This window comes from Peribacillus huizhouensis (genome assembly GCF_014138605.1).
GTDB classification, from domain to species: Bacteria; Bacillota; Bacilli; order Bacillales; family DSM-1321; genus Peribacillus; species Peribacillus huizhouensis.
Genome location: NZ_JACJHX010000008.1, coordinates 71,399 through 88,842, shown reverse-complemented (window position 1 = coordinate 88,842; position 17,444 = coordinate 71,399). Strand labels below are relative to the sequence as shown.

11 protein-coding genes and 1 riboswitch are annotated in these 17,444 nt (G+C 38.8%); of the genes, 8 read left to right on the top strand and 3 right to left on the bottom strand.

Annotated elements, in window-relative coordinates; translation table 11 throughout:
- Positions 1-2: 2 nt before the first annotated feature.
- A complete protein-coding gene (locus tag HNP81_RS13465; protein ID WP_182502952.1) occupies positions 3-2,624 on the top strand; it encodes an ATP-binding protein in 2,622 nt (873 codons plus the stop codon).
- Here HNP81_RS13465 and HNP81_RS13460 read toward each other — a convergent pair.
- The gene (locus tag HNP81_RS13460; protein WP_182502951.1) at positions 2,616-2,816 is read right to left on the bottom strand and encodes a helix-turn-helix domain-containing protein; all 201 of its coding nucleotides are present in this window, start codon (positions 2,814-2,816) and stop codon (positions 2,616-2,618) included. The two genes, HNP81_RS13465 and HNP81_RS13460, sit on opposite strands and share 9 nt — an antisense overlap.
- Before the next feature lie 126 nt (positions 2,817-2,942).
- Here HNP81_RS13460 and HNP81_RS13455 point away from each other — a divergent pair, with 126 nt between their 5' ends.
- Together HNP81_RS13455 and HNP81_RS13450 are read left to right on the top strand one after the other, a co-directional pair.
- Positions 2,943-3,737, top strand: a complete 795-nt coding sequence (locus HNP81_RS13455) for a helix-turn-helix domain-containing protein (protein WP_182502950.1) — start codon at positions 2,943-2,945, stop codon at positions 3,735-3,737.
- A gap of 55 nt (positions 3,738-3,792) precedes the next feature.
- Complete coding sequence (locus HNP81_RS13450; RefSeq protein WP_182502949.1) at positions 3,793-4,131, top strand: YolD-like family protein; 339 nt, start codon at positions 3,793-3,795, stop codon at positions 4,129-4,131.
- Positions 4,132-4,264: 133 nt separating this feature from the next.
- Here HNP81_RS13450 and HNP81_RS13445 read toward each other — a convergent pair whose 3' ends face one another.
- Positions 4,265-5,329 (bottom strand): DUF3900 domain-containing protein, encoded by a 1,065-nt coding sequence (locus tag HNP81_RS13445; protein ID WP_182503071.1) that lies wholly within the window; start codon positions 5,327-5,329, stop codon positions 4,265-4,267.
- Positions 5,330-5,511: 182 nt separating this feature from the next.
- Here HNP81_RS13445 and HNP81_RS24310 point away from each other — a divergent pair, with 182 nt between their 5' ends.
- Positions 5,512-6,813, top strand: a complete 1,302-nt coding sequence (locus HNP81_RS24310) for a protoglobin domain-containing protein (protein WP_182502948.1) — start codon at positions 5,512-5,514, stop codon at positions 6,811-6,813.
- Between the two features lie 726 nt (positions 6,814-7,539).
- Here HNP81_RS24310 and HNP81_RS13435 read toward each other — a convergent pair.
- Positions 7,540-7,746 (bottom strand): twin-arginine translocase TatA/TatE family subunit, encoded by a 207-nt coding sequence (locus HNP81_RS13435; protein WP_028390803.1) that lies wholly within the window; start codon positions 7,744-7,746, stop codon positions 7,540-7,542.
- Between the two features lie 657 nt (positions 7,747-8,403).
- A riboswitch (SAM riboswitch) is annotated at positions 8,404-8,503 on the top strand.
- Positions 8,504-9,007: 504 nt separating this feature from the next.
- Here HNP81_RS13435 and HNP81_RS13425 point away from each other — a divergent pair.
- The 4 genes from HNP81_RS13425 to HNP81_RS13410 all read left to right on the top strand — a co-directional run bounded on the left by HNP81_RS13425 (position 9,008) and on the right by HNP81_RS13410 (position 17,437).
- Positions 9,008-10,858 (top strand): bifunctional homocysteine S-methyltransferase/methylenetetrahydrofolate reductase, encoded by a 1,851-nt coding sequence (locus HNP81_RS13425; protein ID WP_028390804.1) that lies wholly within the window; start codon positions 9,008-9,010, stop codon positions 10,856-10,858.
- Positions 10,851-14,300 (top strand): methionine synthase, encoded by a 3,450-nt coding sequence (metH, locus tag HNP81_RS13420; RefSeq protein WP_182502947.1) that lies wholly within the window; start codon positions 10,851-10,853, stop codon positions 14,298-14,300. Before HNP81_RS13425 ends, metH begins: the two co-directional genes overlap by 8 nt.
- Positions 14,301-14,802: 502 nt before the next feature.
- Entirely contained in the window at positions 14,803-15,696 is an 894-nt protein-coding gene (locus HNP81_RS13415) for a DMT family transporter (protein ID WP_182502946.1), read from the top strand.
- 541 nt (positions 15,697-16,237) lie between these two features.
- The gene (locus HNP81_RS13410; RefSeq protein WP_182502945.1) at positions 16,238-17,437 is read left to right on the top strand and encodes a beta-ketoacyl-[acyl-carrier-protein] synthase family protein; all 1,200 of its coding nucleotides are present in this window, start codon (positions 16,238-16,240) and stop codon (positions 17,435-17,437) included.
- The last annotated feature ends 7 nt before the right edge of the window (positions 17,438-17,444 follow it).

The following is a 17,444-nucleotide window of genomic DNA, read 5'->3' as shown; positions in this document are numbered from 1 at the left end:
GTATGTTCAATCGGAAGTTGCACGCAATTAAGCTTTCGGATTACTTCGCACTGCAGAAAAACGAAATGAAGACGTTTCGCATTACGCCACACATCTCGGTTACGAACAACGGCAATGCGAAAATGTGGCGCGTGCTTCATAAGATGTACGAAATTTACGAAGGTTTGCCGGCGCGACTCAGCAAATCGGAAGGTGGTTTCCGTTTTATTTATCGCGAAAAGGACGCCATTTGGTTCGACGTAGTATTCCGCCGTGCAGACGGCAAAAAGACGGTCGAGTTCTACGTAAGTACGTCGGAGCTATGGGCGAAGAAGTTTCGCGAAATCCTCGAAAACTATATGCGTGTGACCGTTGAGGAAGTCGGAGTCGAAGCGCTTGAAATCCCGCAAACTGGCGAGCTGACCTTGCAAGAACTCCGCCTAGCCCGTCACGACATATTTTCGATGCATACGAATCAAACGGAGCAGACTTCGCCGATCGCTTCGATACTTACGGCACTAGACGATATATCCGACGATGGAGATTTCGCAAGGCTGTCCGTTATTTCCGAGGTTTATAGCCGCGCTAAATGGGCGAAGAATGCCTCATGGGCGCACGAAAAGCTTGCGAAGGGTAAAGTTCCTCAGCGCGCAAAACTAACGGCTGACAAGGCAGGAAATGCGCTAAAAGGAGGCTTGATTACGTTCTTTAATGAGATTTACGACGTGCTTAACGACACGCTGAATGCCGTCAGCAATACGTTCTTTAAGTCGGAAAAGGTGTACGAAAAGAAGCCCGCCATCGACCGAAAATCAGCGTTGCTTGACGAGCTGAATATAACGCGCCTCTCCGACCGTAGCGCCAATAAAATCAACCAGCCGGTATGGAAGACACATATTCGCGTGGCTACGGTTACAGACGAAAAGCTTCGCGGCAATCTCGTCGCCAATACGTTAAGCAGTGCGTTCAGCGAAATAGCTGGCGATAACGAATTAAGGCCGGCTAAGATTCGAATCAAAGCACGCAAGGCGGAAGTAGTGTCGGAATTAAATACGCTGCATCTATCTAATCGTACGAAAGCTGACGGAGATGTTTCGTTACTATCTTGCGACGAACTGGCGAAAGTAGCGCTAATGTTGCCGACATCTTCCGTGCAGCAGAAATACGAAGAAGAGCTCGCGGTAAATCGAAAAGCTGAGTCGGATGTGCCTTCGGTACTTGTACATAAAGAGACGAAGGCTGGCGTGCTGTTAGGTGGAATTACGTTGAATATCGGAAGTAATAATATACGTTCGGTGGAGGAAGAGCCTAAGGCGGTCAAATCGAAAAGCAACGGGGTTTTAGTCGGGCATAGCGAAGTGAAGGGCGTCCAGCATCCGATATGTATTCCGACAAGTAACCTCGACGAAACTTTCCGTAGTTACGGACTCGTTGGGGCTCCGCGTATGGGTAAAGACACATTGGCGAAAAACCTTGTGATCGAAGCGTGCTTGAATCACGGAATCGCTACGTTCGTAATAGACGCTATCATGGAAGATGGCGAGCGCGGCTTTGCGGACGGCGTGCGCGACTCTTTGCCGGCGGATAAGATTATCGACCTCGATCTAAGCGACACGGATTACCCTGTACCGATGGACTTGACGGAAATTATCGAACGGCTCGGCACGAACGGCACAAACCGTTTTGCGCAGGAGCTAATCGACTTCTTCGGCGATATGGAATCGATGGGGCAGTCGCGTTCTATTCTGCGGGAGTTCGCGAAAGCCAGTGGCGGGAGTTTGTTCGAAATAAAGAGGCTGTTGGAAGACGAAGAGTTTCGCGCAGAAAGGGCGAAGGAGTTGCATAAAGGCGGTCACGTACGTACGGCGCATTTCCTCGAAAAATACCTTTCAGAATACGGACTAGATGCGAAAGGAAATCCGAAGGTGTTGCGCGATGGTCAAAAGACTCTGGACGGTAAGGCCAGCGCAATCCTAAATCGGCTTGACGAAATGCTCGGCGACGATACTTTATTCCGCATATTTGCGCAGGCACCGAAGCCGGAGATTGATTTCGAGAAGTGGATACGTGAAGGGAAGGTCGTCATTATTCGCGTGCCGAATCGTAAGCTCGGCGCATTGTCGGCGAAAACGTTAATACATTGGGTGACGCTTAAAATATTTATGACGAAGCTTCTAATGGATCCAGCGGAAGGCAGCGCGTTTATAGTGTTCAACGAGCCTCACCAATACTTAACGCCAGGACTAAAAGCGCTTATGCAACGGATTGTACTGGAGGGACCGAAGTGGCGATTAGCGGGCATATTCGCGTTCCACCATTTCGACTTGCTGAAATACGACTTAGACAACGATTTAATTAGCGGCGGGATCAATTGGTTCCTTTTCGCGAACGACAATCGGAAGGTGTTCGAAAAGTTAGAAGCGCAGCTAAAGCCGAACTTTGACGTTGAGCTGGCGCTGCAAACGGAAGCCTATCATGCGATATTCCTAGCGCGATTTGGTGGGCGAAGGCAGAACGCTTTCTTGCTGAAGGGCCTCGCGCCACCGTCCGAAAGGTTACCGCAGTATGACAACTCGTTCTTAACGAAACGCCACTCGCGAATGTATGGGCGCCATTGGACGGAAGTTGAATCGTTACTAGCGTAGTTCTATAAGTCGGCTAACGTCCGTAATATTTAACGCTTTTGCAATTCGCGCCAAATGTTCGCGATTTATCGTCGTCCGTTGGTTATTGCATATTTCGCTAATAACGTTCGGACGAAGTCCTGTCATTTCGGCGAGGGTTGCGCGCGTGATTCCTTGTTCTTCAAGTATTTCCGCAACTTTAACGTATAGCATACGAGTTTCCTCCTTGTACCGTTTTGTATAAGTATAACGGAATATCGCTATTTTGTAAATAGTGGTTGACTTATCGCTATAACGATATATACTTATATCTAAATAAAGGAAATGGAGGAGATATTTGTGCATTACTTAGCGGAGTACCAAACGTTCAACTCTACGCAGGAATTAAACGACGCAATTTACACGCATATTAAACGTAATACTTACGACCTTAACGAAACGGATCGCGTGACACTTAAAGCCATCGCTCGTTACGCTGTCAAGTTTGCGGGAGTTGCGCACCTAAAGGCGGCGACCCTTGCGAACCTTATTGCGAAGAGTGAAAAGACGGCCCGGCGGGCGTTGGCGAAATTGGCGGAGCTAGGCATCGTTAAGAAGATAGCAACCACGCGAAAGGTTAACGGAGGTAAGGGCGCTAACATTATTCAAATACTTCCGCCGAGCAGCGATTTACCTACTAGTGACCAGTCGAGCATGTCCAGTCGACAGGAGGACGAAACCCCTACGGAGAGTAGCGCAGAACCTTCGGAAATCAAATCCGAACCTTTGTTTTCTATTAATCAATTAAAAAGAGCTACATTACTAGATACGTATATTCCGTCCGAAGCGCTGAAAAGATCGTTGCCAAGCGATATCTATACGGCGATGTCTCGTTACTTTAACGCAGATGCTATTTATAAATACTACGGAATTCTTTTACGGGCAAAGCGTTCGATCAATCGCCATTTTATGATCGAGGATTACACGGAACCTTTCGTCGTAGCGTTCCATAACGCAATCATGAAATCGAAGCAGGGGAAAGTCCGCAAGCTAGACGATTATCTATTCGTTGCATGGCAGCAAGCTACTGCGGAGGCCAGTCGTGAAATATATAAACGGACTAACGAAGAATACGATTGGCTTCAACTTGACTAACGAATGTATGTTCGTATATACTAACGCTAACATTACGAAATTGGAGGCGTTAGGTATGGCGATACATGATCGCGGACTAATTAAGTGGCAACCTGCGGCTTTCTTAACGGAACAAACCGCATTGCTTCGCGAGGCACTGATTGATTGTGAGCGGGAAGCCAAGCCGGTGTTGGACGAATATCAGTTGGCGGAATTTGATACGCGGATTGCCTACGCAATGGAATATTTGCTGGACGTCAGACTTTCGGTATGGGCGAACGGATTTACGGAGGAAGTCGTGGGCTTCGTACATTATATAAATCCGATTACGAAGGATCTGCGCGTGAAGAAACGGGATGGGTCCGTCGAGAGGTTGGAGTTTGAGGCGTTGGTTGGCGTAGAGGTTGACGAGTAATAATAGAAAAGAGCGGTCACAGTGACCGCCCATAAACGTAGGAAATCTGCGTAATGCAGGGTTATTTTGCGGTCACACACGGGTCACACTTGCGGTCACATTTCCGCGTGATTTACGTGTGTTTCGGACCAATTTACTTGTTTTTAGCGTTAATTCTTTCCATTACTACTTCGAGCATTTCCGGTTTTAAAAACTCGATCGGGCTGACGCTCTTCTCGAAAACGATGGAATCCGACTCAATTACCGTTACATACTTGTCGTTAACTTTTGCGATATGGACCGATTCCCCGAAGTCAGAAAGTAGCCCATTTACGCTAATATGGTCGAGCTTCATTTTCAAATCGAGGTCCGGCGTAATTTCGATCATAGATGCGGCTGCCTCGACGATGCGGTGCGAATCAAGGCGTTCACGCAGTTCGCGCTTCTCACTGGCCGACCATATTTCGATGTCATTTTCGAATTCAACGCGGGCATCGCTGCCTTCCGGAAAATGTTCGTTCACGTGTTCGCTCACCATTCCGACCACTTCATTCCGGATAATTTCTGGCATTGATTCACCATAATCAACGAATTTCAAGAAGTCTTCAAAGTAGCGGGCATGAGAGGCTTGATGAATCTTTAGTTCGCCAGGTTCAACCATTCCTTCTTCTGGCATGTAGGGATATTGGATAGATTTCATGTTTTTCGTTGTAATGGCCATTTCTACGTTTTGAATTAAGGTTGCTTCGTCGGATATGGAGGCGACCTTTGGCTCGAAGTCACATTTAAGTAAGAATACGAATGGTTCATCAAAGTATTTTGTTAATTTTGCACTTGCGATGAGAAAAACACCGCCCCGAACTGCACTAGTGTCTAAATACGCGCTAACAAATTGTTCGTTCTCATCATGAAACTGGTCTTTTGTATCTGCAAAACGAACACGATTGAATAAATTATAGTTTGGATTAGAGTCTAATTCATGTCCTTCTTCGACGATAAAAAATCCAATTTTAGTTGGAACTTGTTCAGCTTTTGGATGCCGATCAACTTTACGTTTGCTAATTTTCATTAATTCTCCATCAAGAAAATCCTTGAGTGAGCTATTTTCATATTCTTCTTCATCCAATGTTTGGAAATGCTTATATCGTTTATCCGCCTGATCACCTTTTCCTTCGACAGATATTACGTAAAAAGATAAATATTGTATCGAAAAATCCACTGCATTCACCTATTTTCTCTCATTCATTTATACAGTATAAGAATCTGTGAAACGAACGTCAATGGCAGTTCTTCGTTTTTTTAGGAAGTGACTTGTATATTTGTACCAGAGTTATTAAAATTCTAACAAATTTACCGATATATAATTAAACACTTTAATACAGTATTGAGGAGATTTGATTAATGAAACCATTTATTATGAGAAACAGGAAAAAAAAAGAGAAGAGCTTGCATGAACAATATGAAGAAATGACTGAAATTAATGTTAATCAATATCCAGATGTCTTAATTCAAATGGATTTGATTCAGCTAACAAAAAAAGATTTATGTGTTGCACGTTCTCTTCAACCACTGATTAAAGAAAACATAGATATGATTGTCGGTAATTTCTATCTCAATCTGGAAAAACAACCTGGACTGATGAGAATTATTCAAGATAATAGTTCCATCGATAGATTGAAAAAAACATTGAACCGTCACATTTATGAAATGTTTAGTGGGAAAATTAATGATGACTACATAAAACAGCGGAATATCATCGCACACGTCCATGTTCGAATAGGATTGCAACCCAAATGGTATATGTGCGCTTTTCAAGATTTACAAAAATCACTAATTGATTTGGTAACGCCCATAGCAGAAACGATGGAAGAGTATCGAGAAATTGTACTTGCTATTACTAAATTATTAAGTTTAGAACAACAAATCGTTCTGGAAGCATATGAATTGGAAAGTGAAAAGATTCGTAACCAAGTTGCATCGGAAAAACAAGTAATTAAATCAACTATTCAAGCTAACACTCAAGAATTAGCGTCAGTTAGTGAAGAGACAAATGCTGCCACACTAGATATTCAGTATAAAATAAATGAAATTCAATCTTTAACAGAGGAAGGCTCAAATATTGCAACTGATACAGTTCAAAAGTCAAAAGAAGGAGTAACACTTTTGAAAAATGTTGAAGAGTTAATGATTAGTTCACAAGAGGCTATGAACCAATTTTCTCATCAAATGGAGCAATTAACTAATACTTCACTTAAAATTAATGGAGTCGTTACAATGGTAACTGCAATTGCTGATCAGACAAATTTATTGGCCTTGAATGCTGCAATTGAAGCTGCTAGAGCAGGAGAAAACGGCAAAGGATTTGCAGTCGTAGCAGGTGAAGTAAGGAAACTTGCTGAAAGTACGAAGAAATCTGTATCTGAGGTTTCGTTGTTAATTAATGGAATTCAATCTTATACTGAGGAAATGAACGCTTTTATATACTCAGTCAAAGATGATATGAAAAATGTAAAGGAACATTCAGAAGAAACGACGGTATTTTTTAATCACATTCTAACTTCGATGGAAAAAGTAATGGAGCAAAATGTTATTATTGCTGGAGAAATGTCTGATTTTACAGATATTTTCCATAGCTTGAGCTCTGGATTTGATAAAGTAGCCGTATCTTCGGATGAATTAAGTCGATTAATGATAAATTTGTAAACAAAAAATAAATAAAATTGATAAAAAATACAGCAGCTTATCATTTGAGTTGCTGTATTTTTATAATTTGAGTATTTTGTAAATTTCCTCGTTAGAATATATATTATACTTTATTATACCAATGATAGTAAAAAGCTAAATATGGTTATGCAATTAAGACAGAAATACTCAAATTTCAGTATTTAAGGGAAAAATAATGAATAAATTTATGATTATTTCATTAATAACCTCGTCAGAATATATTATATACGACTATTCTAAAAAAGATAATAGCCAAATTTTATTTACTAAGGGGTACTTTCTAAACAAATAGTTAAAGGAGTAATTAAAGGAACCCAAAGAGAAAAAATTATTTTTCAAATAAACCTTGTCTGCTGATCGTCAAAATGATATATTAATAAAGCGATGAGCTAATTTGCATAAGACGAGGAACATGCTTAACGCACGTTAGGGATGTGGCCCAACGGTTTCTCGCCGCAAACGCATCAAAGACGCCTGCAATGCAGGCGTCTTTTCTTTTCGAAAATTTAAAAATAGTTAATTCTTTTCTATCAAGTGAAACTTCAATCAGTGCGGGGCATCATCTCCCACTAATTGTTAGCCGATCCAATCAGGATTTCGGCAGTTTAACTCCCACCAAGGCTTCTTCAAATCCACTAAGCCTTGAGGTGGGGACTGCCTGTTAATGCGGGATAAATTGTGCAACTGAGGATATCACTTATATTACTATTTTAGTGAATCTTGTTTTGCGATTTTAATGTCTTCTTTTACATCTTCTTTAATATCATCTGTTAATTCTTTTGTCGCTTTTTTAAATTCGCGTAATGAATTTCCGACGGCTCTTCCAATTTCAGGTAGCTTACTAGGGCCAAAAACAATAAGTGCTAATATAAGAATGAGAATTAAACCTGGTACTCCAATATTGGAAAACATAAATTTCACTCCTCTTATGTAGATATTTATTATTATAGACTTTTCTTAAGCGTTTGCAAGGTGGAAGTTTAATGGAAGGCTCGTGAACATACTTAGATATAAGTGAAACTTTGACAAGTCTTTTTTTATTCCCAAAATGGGGTTAATTAAACCGCGATTAAAAGCATAATGAATTGTATTATCCAATCAATAGGCTTGCAATTCTTGTTCATTTCAGATATTATACTAATACAAGCTGCGTTGTACGTATTGATAATTAAGTTTTAACCTTTAAGCTGTAATAGGGAGTTTTATATCAAAACAAGAATGTCAGGCCTTTTTCATTGACTGAGGACATACAGGACTGTTTTTGCAAACACCCACTTTGAGGAGTGGTGGTTTAAAACTTTATTACTGAGCTTACGGCAATGGCGGCTACCTAATTGCTAGGGACAAAACCAGTTCTTTATTGAACTGGTTTTTTTATATTCTAAAGATGTACCCCATTACTTAAAGACCTGATCATTGGGTATTTGGGCATTGTACATATAGCTTAAAATAATTATGTCTTCTTAGTGAATAATAATTCATTTATTCAGAATTTTTCTTACAATCAATCTTGACATTTAGTAGTAATATCTATAGAGTAATAATTATATTAAAACTAAATAAATAATTTTCTTATCCAGAGAGGTGGAGGGACTGGCCCATTGATACCTCAGCAACAGACTATTTTGTACTGTGCTAATTCCAGAAGCGAGAAGCTTGAAGATAAGAAGAGTAAATAGCAAAAAGTGCTAAAACCTCTTCTTAATTATAAGAAGAGGTTTTTTTGTATAAAGTTAAGAAAGTTTTTTTAAATAGTTTTGAACGTAAGCAACTTACATCTAAATACTAAAGTCAAACATGTGATAAGGAGTGGCTCTCCTTAAAATGATAGCTTGGTATGAATCCATAAAGGTTAGCGAGATAAACGAAAAAGGAGGAAAATTTCGTTGATAAAAGAAAGAATATTTAGAATGTAATTAATTGAAAGAACAGAAGATGATTGCGCAAATACAAAATGGTCAAGATTCACTATAACTGTCGGCATTTGTTTAAGGCGATTGTGGTTTACTTTATCATGATATACAAAAACAGTGAGTACGAAAACTGAGTAAACTTTACAAGCTAACATACCAATTTCAGTAATGGAATGCTTCGAAAATAAATAAGAATGATGAAAACAGTGAGGATGTCCCATAATGAAAGACTTGCGATATTCCTCAGAAAGAGGGTAATTATGGATTTTCGTCAAGAAATGAAAAAACGAATATTAGTAGGAGAAGGAGCAATGGGAACTTTATTGTATTCCCACGGCATTGACTTCTGTTATGAAGAATTGAATATCACGAATCCAAATCAAATTGAAACGATTCACCAAACATATTTGAATGCGGGAGCCGATATTATCCAATCGAATACATATGGGGCTAATTTTTATAAGTTAAAGCGTTATGGATTGGAGGATCAGGTAAGTCAAATCAATCGTAAAGGCATTGCAATTGCAAAAAAGGTGGCGGCACAAGGGAATGCATTTGTATTTGGTACGATAGGTGCCTTAAGAAGTATACGTAAATCAGATTTAAGCTTGGAGGAGATCAAACGGATTTTCCGGGAGCAGTTATATAGTCTCCTACTTGAAGGTCCAGACGGTGTTATACTTGAAACGTTTTATGATTTTGAAGAATTGGAGACTGTTCTTCAAATTGCACGTCAGGAAACGGATTTACCAATCATCTCAAATGTCTCACTTCATGATATTGGAAACCTACAAAATGGGATGTCGTTAAACGATGCTTTTCAAAGATTAGAGCAGTTGGGAACAGATGTAGTCGGTATTAACTGCCGACTTGGTCCACATCATATGATTCGTGCATTGGAATCTGTTTCGTTACCAAAACAGGCAGCACTTGCCGTGTTCCCGAATGCCAGTTTACCCGATTATGTCGATGGAAGACTTGTATATGACGCAGTACCTGAATATTTTGCTTCTTCCGCACTTGAGCTTAGAGAGCAGGGAGCATCCATTATCGGAGGCTGTTGTGGCACAACGCCTTTTCATATTGAAGCAATAAAAAATGCTGTAAGTACGCTAGCTCCAGTTCAAGATAAAAAAATAAAAATAAGAGACATCGAGATTATTGAAGTGGGGAATTCTGATGAAGGGCAAGCATTCCATGAAAAAGCAAAAGTGGAAAGAACGATTTTAGTTGAATTGGATCCTCCAAAAAAATTAGGGATTGAAGCCTTTATGAAAGGTGCCATTGCTTTAAAGAAAGCAGGGGTAGACTCAGTTACTATGGCCGATAATTCGCTCGCCTCACCGCGAATTTCTAATGTGGCATTAGGTACACTTTTGAAAACACAGCATGAAATAAAGCCGCTTCTTCATATAACATGCCGTGACCGTAATTTAATCGGTTTACAATCGCACTTGTTGGGTTTGCAAACACTTGGTTTAAATGAAATTTTAGTCGTAACTGGAGACCCATCTAAAATCGGTGATTTTCCGGGAGCGACATCTGTATATGATTTATCATCATTAGATTTAATAAGTCTTGTCAAACAATTTAATGAAGGACTTTCTTTTTCTGGGCAAAGTCTAGGACAAAAAACGAATTTTAAAGTTGCTGCTGCTTTTAATCCAAATGTTAAATATCTCGATAAAGCAGTTAAACGGATTGAAAAGAAGATTTCCTGTGGGGCTGACTCTTTTTTGACACAACCAATTTATTCTGTGAAGCAAATAGAGGAAGTATATGAAGCCACGCAGCATTTAGAAACACCTATATTTCTTGGTATTATGCCATTAACAAGTTCAAGAAATGCTGAGTTTATCCATAACGAAGTGCCAGGTATCCTATTGCCAGACGAGGTCCGCAGAGCAATGGCATCTGCAGGTAATGATCTAAATAAAGCTAAAAATGAAGGAGTAGCCATTGCCAAGGAATTGCTTGATGCTGCCATGGATAAATTTAAGGGAATTTATTTAATTACCCCGTTTTTATATTATGACATGACTGTAAAATTGACGAAACATATTAGAAAAGTAGATAGTAGGCAAACTTCGGAGGTGGGAGCATATGAGTAAACAGTTAATACAGGAACAAATGAAAAAGAAAATTTTATTACTAGATGGCGCGATGGGGACTATGTTACAAGCAGAGAATTTAACCGCAGAGGATTTTGGTGGTGAACAATATGATGGCTGTAACGAATATTTAACGATAACCCAACCTGATATCATTCGATCCATCCATGAAAGATATTTGGCAGCTGGTGCAGACATCATCGAAACAAATACATTTGGTGCAACAAGTATCGTGCTTGATGAATATCAAATAAGTTATCTGGCATATAAACTAAACAAAGAATCTGCCGAAATTGCTAAAGCTGCTTGCGAAAAATATTCGAGTAATGAATGGCCTAGATTCGTGGCAGGAGCTATGGGACCAACGACAAAGACCTTGTCTGTAACTGGTGGAACTACATTTGAAGCTTTGACTGCTTCTTATGAAGAACAGGCATTAGGACTGCTAGATGGTGGAGTGGATTTACTTCTTATTGAAACATGTCAGGATATGTTAAATGTGAAGGCAGCCTTTTCTGGAATAAAAGCGGCGTTTGCTAAATTCGGACGAGAAGTACCCATTATGATCTCTGGCACAATTGAACCGATGGGAACGACACTTGCCGGTCAGTCGATAGAAGCGTTTTATCTTTCATGTGAACATATGAATCCACTTGCGGTCGGATTGAATTGTGCGACTGGACCAGAGTTCATGATTGACCATATTAGAACATTGGCGAATTTATCAAATCGAGCTGTTAGTTGTTATCCAAATGCCGGACTCCCAGATGAGGAAGGGCATTATCACGAATCACCGATTTCTTTAGCAGAGAAAATGAAACAGTTTGCAGAAAAAGGCTGGGTAAATATCATTGGTGGTTGTTGCGGTACAACCCCTGAGCATATAGCTGCATTAGTAAAAGTACTAGAATTGATTGAGCCACGAACTATTGAAAATAATACACACGGTCATGCAATATCAGGAATTGAACCCCTAATCTATGATGATTCAATGCGTCCGTTATTTGTCGGTGAACGGACGAATGTTATCGGGTCGCGTAAATTCAAGGAACTAATTAGGGAAAAGAAATTTGAGCAGGCGGCAGAAATTGCTCGAGCACAAGTGAAAAAAGGTGCTCATGTCATTGATATTTGTCTGGCTGATCCTGATGATGATGAATTAGGAAATATAAAAGAGTTCGTCACTGAGGTGGTTAAGAAAATCAAGGTACCACTTGTGATTGATACAACGGATGAAGCTGTCTTGGAGGAAGCGTTAAAAAGATCGCAGGGCAAAGCGATCATTAACTCTATTAATCTTGAGGATGGAGAAGATCGCTTTGAAAAGATTGTACCACTTATCCATCAATATGGCGCTAGCGTCGTTGTCGGTACAATCGATGAAGAGGGGATGGCGGTTAGCGCCGAGAGAAAGCTTGAAATTGCTAAGCGTTCTGTTGATTTACTAGTCAATAAATATGGATTGTTAGAACGTGATTTGATTTTCGATCCGCTTGTATTTCCAGTTGGGACAGGAGATGAGCAGTATATCGGATCTGCCCTTGAAACGGTAAAAGGAATTCAGGCAATCAAAGAAACTTTTCCTGAATGTCTGCTAATTCTCGGGATATCTAACGTTTCATTTGGTCTTCCGCCAAGGGGAAGAGAAATCCTCAATGCCGTTTTCCTTTATCATTGTACAAAAGCGGGATTGGATTATGCGATTGTCAATACAGAAAAATTAGAACGCTTTGCTTCGATTCCGGAAGAAGAGGTCAAACTGGCTGAAGCACTATTGTTCGATACATCATCAGAATCATTAGCGACTTTCACAGAATTTTATCGTGGTAAAAAGGCCGAGAAAAAAGAAAATACCGCCGTCCTTCCTCTAGATGAACGATTGGCAAATTATATTATTGAGGGTACAAAAGAAGGCTTAATTACTGACCTAAATATGGCACTTGAACGCGGAGATGAACCGCTTGAAATCATTAACGGACCGCTAATGGACGGGATGGGGGAAGTGGGTCGCCTCTTTAATGACAATCAGCTTATCGTTGCGGAGGTTTTACAAAGTGCTGAAGCTATGAAAGCGGCTGTTACTCATCTTGAACCGCTAATGGAAAATACAGAAGACAGTGCGAAAAAAGGAAAAGTGCTACTAGCGACTGTCAAAGGTGATGTGCACGATATTGGCAAAAACTTAGTGGACATTATTCTATCCAACAATGGCTATGAAGTAATCGATCTTGGGATAAAGGTGTCTTCACAACAAATCATTGAAGAGGTTCGTAAACATAACCCAACAGTTATTGGACTGTCTGGATTACTTGTCAAATCAGCTCAGCAAATGGTCCTTACAGCGCAGGATTTAAAACAAACAGGCATTGACATTCCTATTCTGGTTGGAGGTGCCGCATTATCACGTAAATTTACAGATTTCAAAATTTCTCCTGAGTATGATGGTCCAGTTTTATACTCAAAAGATGCAATGGACGGGCTTGCAGTTGCAAATATTTTACATGACGATCATAAAAAAACAGAGTATCTAAGGGAAGTAAATGAAAAACGAGAGATAGCAAGGGAAAATGCGGCGATCGTGGCTACAATGGAAAAACCGGAACGAAAAAAAGCAGAAGTAAAACCGTTATCTGTCGCTCCTGTCAAGAAGCCAATTGATCAACTACGTCATGTATTAAAGAACTATCCAATTGAAGTCGTTCAACCATACATAAACAGGCAAATGTTGATTGGTCACCATCTTGGTTTGAAAGGAAAAGTGGCTGCACTACTAAATCAGGGAGATGAGCGGGCGATCGAGCTTAATGACCTTGTTGATGAACTTATCGATTTTTTAAAGTCAAATCATGAATACAGTTTAAATGGTATTTATCAGTTCTTCCCTGCACAAAGTGAAGGTAATAAAGTTAAAATATACAATCCTGATAACCACAAGGAAATTTTGGAGGAATTCGATTTTCCTCGTCAGGAAAGTAGCCCATACTTATGTTTGGCTGATTATATAAAACCTGTTTCGTCAGGTGAAATGGATTTTGTCGGTTTCTTTCTTGTTTCGGCTGGTAAAGGAATTAGAAAATGGGCAGAAAAATGGAAGCAGGAAGGTGACTTCTTAAAAAGCCATGCGATACAATCTCTCGCCCTTGAAACGGCTGAAGGTTTTGCTGAAAGAATGCATCATTTGATGAGAGATGCACAGGGGATTAGCGATCCGATAGAAATGACGATGAAAGAACGTTTCGCAGCAAAATATACAGGTCAACGTTTCTCATTCGGTTATCCTGCATGTCCTAATCTTGAGGATCAGGAAAAGCTTTTCCGTCTCTTAAAACCTCAAGATATCGGTGTAGAATTAACTGAAGGATTTATGATGGAACCAGAAGCCTCCGTCTCTGCAATTGTTTTTGCACATCCTGAAGCACGATATTTTAATGTAGAAAGGTAAATTATTATAGTAAACTTGAATTTTATTATTTCGCTTGAAGATGCAGTAAAACCTCGAACGGTTCTGCTAACAATCAGTGGGGATGAGGAACCCCCACTGATTGAAGTTTCACTTGATAGCATCTATATATGTAAATTCATAGAGAAGTATTCCAAATAGAGTTTTATATAGTGAGATAGAATTCTAAATGTACTTCAAGGTAGCGTATCTATACAACAAATAAAGGTAGGCTAACTTTTTAAGCTGTGAACACATTAACATAAGTTCACAGCTTATTGTATTGGTCTTTCACAAATCGATAGTTAATAGGCAAGGATTGAGATACATACAGAGTGCGTAAATAGAAGTATTACTGGGTTAATTTACGCTTAAGTTGTTTGTCGACTGTTAGGATAACAACTGATAATCATGAAAGAGGTGCCTTGTTAAGTACCTTTTGGAAATATCATTTGTGAGGTATACTTGAAAGTATGGTAATTTTGTAAAATAGTAAGGAGATATAATGAATAAAACAGCAATACTGCAATTATCACTAGCTATGGCAATATTCGGCTCTATCGGATTCTTTTCTGAGCTCACTGGGCTTCCAGCAATTGAACTGGTATTTGTTCGTTGTGTGTGTGCAGCCATATTTTTATGTACAGTTTGGATTGTGACAGGTAACTTTAAGAAAGAGAAATGGAATCTAAAGGAGTTTCTATTAATCGTTTTTTGTGCGGCAGCCAATTTATTGAACTGGATATTCCTTTTTAAATCATTTGAATTAATATCGGTGACTATTGCTATTTCACTCTATCATTTAGCACCTATGATAGTGCTAATTATAGGTAGCTTTATTTTTAGAGAGAAGTTGAAATTGTTCTCAATCTTAGCTATCACTCTATGTTTTATAGGAACTTTATTTATTATGGGAACAGAAGGATTTAGCTCAAATACTTTTGAATGGAAAGGGATTATATACGGAATTGTTGCAGCATTTTTCTATGCAGCAACAATGCTTCTTGGAAAAAGTATTACAAAGACAAGTGTATATGCGACCACATTCCTTCAAATGCTGATTGGTATTCTAATTCTACTTCCTTTTATTCATTTTCCAAGTTATACATCAATAAATACTACTCAATGGTTTTACGCAGTTCTTACTGGTGTTGTTCATACAGGTATAGTGTACCTTCTGTTTTTTAATAGCATTCGTCATCTATCTACAAACATCGTTTCCTTTATGATATTTGTAGACCCTGCTGTCGCCATTCTCTTAGATATCTTGCTGGTTGGCTTTCGTCCAGTTTGGTTCCAATGGCTGGGTATATTTTTGATTTTTAGTGGATTGTTCTATACGCTCAAAGCACCTAAACCTGCCTATGATCAAAACAAAAAAACTTTTTTAGAAAACTAAGCTGATAAAGGATAACTGGGTTTAAGTTTAGGTATAGTAAATAAATTCAGTTGCTTTTTTTCCATACAAAACATTAGAGAGCTGCTTTTGTTGCAAAAGGACTATTATTAAATGAATATATTTTTTCTCATTTTGAGTAGGTTAATAAAGAATACATATTAGTAGAGGACTATATATAATAGCGATTGAATAAATGGGTAAAAAGTAGCGAATTCCAACTGAATAATGATATAATTCAATAGTTAATGGTGTGAATATGAGAGAATACCAAGCAGTTTAATATATTAAATGAAAAAATAATAATGCCCAAGGTGAAATTTGGAAAGTATTGTTTTGTTCCTTATCAAATAAAGACCATCTTTTTTTCGTTGAAATAGTTCCGAAAAAATAAAACTCGATGGGTTATTTTGAAATGAATCACTCCTTTTAAATATCTGTCCACTAATTTTCGTGAAAATTATACTATAATAATAAATACTGCCTTCTATCTCATTTAGAATAATTACATCTTGGAATAGTTTATAATCAAAGGGTGGTAAGTTTGAAAGATAAAGTAGTTATAACAGGATATGGGGTAAAAGCCCCAAACACAAATAATATTGCACAATACATAAATAATTTAAAAAATGGGATATGTTGTTTAGAAACTGTTACAGACCTTTCACCAAATGGTGAGACAACAATTATTGGGCGTTTAAATAGTGGTTTAGATGAATTTGAGACAGATAATAAGTTTAAACGATTACCAAGGGCTACTTTACTCGGGATGGCATCCGGAAAGGAAGCCTTAAAACAAGCTCAGCTTTCGGATTTAACGGATAAAAAGGTTGGGCTGTTTTTTGGAATCTCTGTGGGAGCAATTGGTGAGAAGCTTTTTCATGATTCAATCATTCATGTAAATGAAAATAATTATAGGAAAGTGCCCATAACTTTTTCTCATTTTTCAAATTATCATAGCATTACTGCTGAAATCGCTCATTATTTATCAATCAAGGGGATAACAAAAACGATAACCACTGGTTGTACATCTAGCTTAGAAGCTATCCAAGATGCAATGCTATACCTAAAAAATGGTATTATAGATGTAGCTGTAGTCGGAGGTGCAGATAGTTTAGTGAATAAAATGGCTTGTTTTGGTTTTGCCAAAACAAAGTCTATTCCCATCAATCAAACACTAGATGTAGGTGCGGTACCATTCAATAAACATAGTAAAGGTTTTGCAATTTCTGAAGGTTCTGGAGTAATAATTCTGGAAAGAGAAAAAGATGCACGAAAGAGGAATATTGAAATTTTAGGTGAAATTGACAAGATTGTATCAAACAATGATGGGGTACATATCTATTCTATTGAAGAAACTGGCGAACAAATGATTAGCGCTTTAAAAGAAGTGATAGAAGGAAGAAAACCAGATTATATTAATAGTCAGGCATTAGGAATTCAAGTGAATGATAGAATTGAGGAAAGATGTTCCAAAAGATTATTTAATCACAACGTTCCTTATACTTCAATCAAAAGTATGATTGGTAACCCATATGGAGCCATTGGGGTATTACAGGTTATTTCTTCTTTAATTAGTATTAATCACGGATTTATCCCTCCGACAATTCGAACCAATAAAGAGGGATATGAAGAAATGTCCATTGTGACAGAAACTTGGCATCAAGAGGTAAATGAAGTAGCAATAACGAATCATGGTCATGGGGGTAACAATGCCTGTGCATATATAAAGAGACATAAATAGAGTGGTG

Bases quoted from the DNA above. Each gene is read 5' to 3' on its own strand.
- HNP81_RS13415 (WP_182502946.1), top strand. From the start codon at position 14,803: ATGAATAAAACAGCAATACTGCAATTATCACTAGCTATGGCAATATTC.
- HNP81_RS13425 (WP_028390804.1), top strand. From the start codon at position 9,008: ATGGATTTTCGTCAAGAAATGAAAAAACGAATATTAGTAGGAGAAGGA.
- HNP81_RS13465 (WP_182502952.1), top strand. From the start codon at position 3: ATGTTCAATCGGAAGTTGCACGCAATTAAGCTTTCGGATTACTTCGCA.
- HNP81_RS13460 (WP_182502951.1), bottom strand. From the start codon at position 2,816: ATGCTATACGTTAAAGTTGCGGAAATACTTGAAGAACAAGGAATCACG.
- HNP81_RS13435 (WP_028390803.1), bottom strand. From the start codon at position 7,746: ATGTTTTCCAATATTGGAGTACCAGGTTTAATTCTCATTCTTATATTA.
- metH (WP_182502947.1), top strand. From the start codon at position 10,851: ATGAGTAAACAGTTAATACAGGAACAAATGAAAAAGAAAATTTTATTA.
- HNP81_RS13450 (WP_182502949.1), top strand. From the start codon at position 3,793: ATGGCGATACATGATCGCGGACTAATTAAGTGGCAACCTGCGGCTTTC.
- HNP81_RS24310 (WP_182502948.1), top strand. From the start codon at position 5,512: ATGAAACCATTTATTATGAGAAACAGGAAAAAAAAAGAGAAGAGCTTG.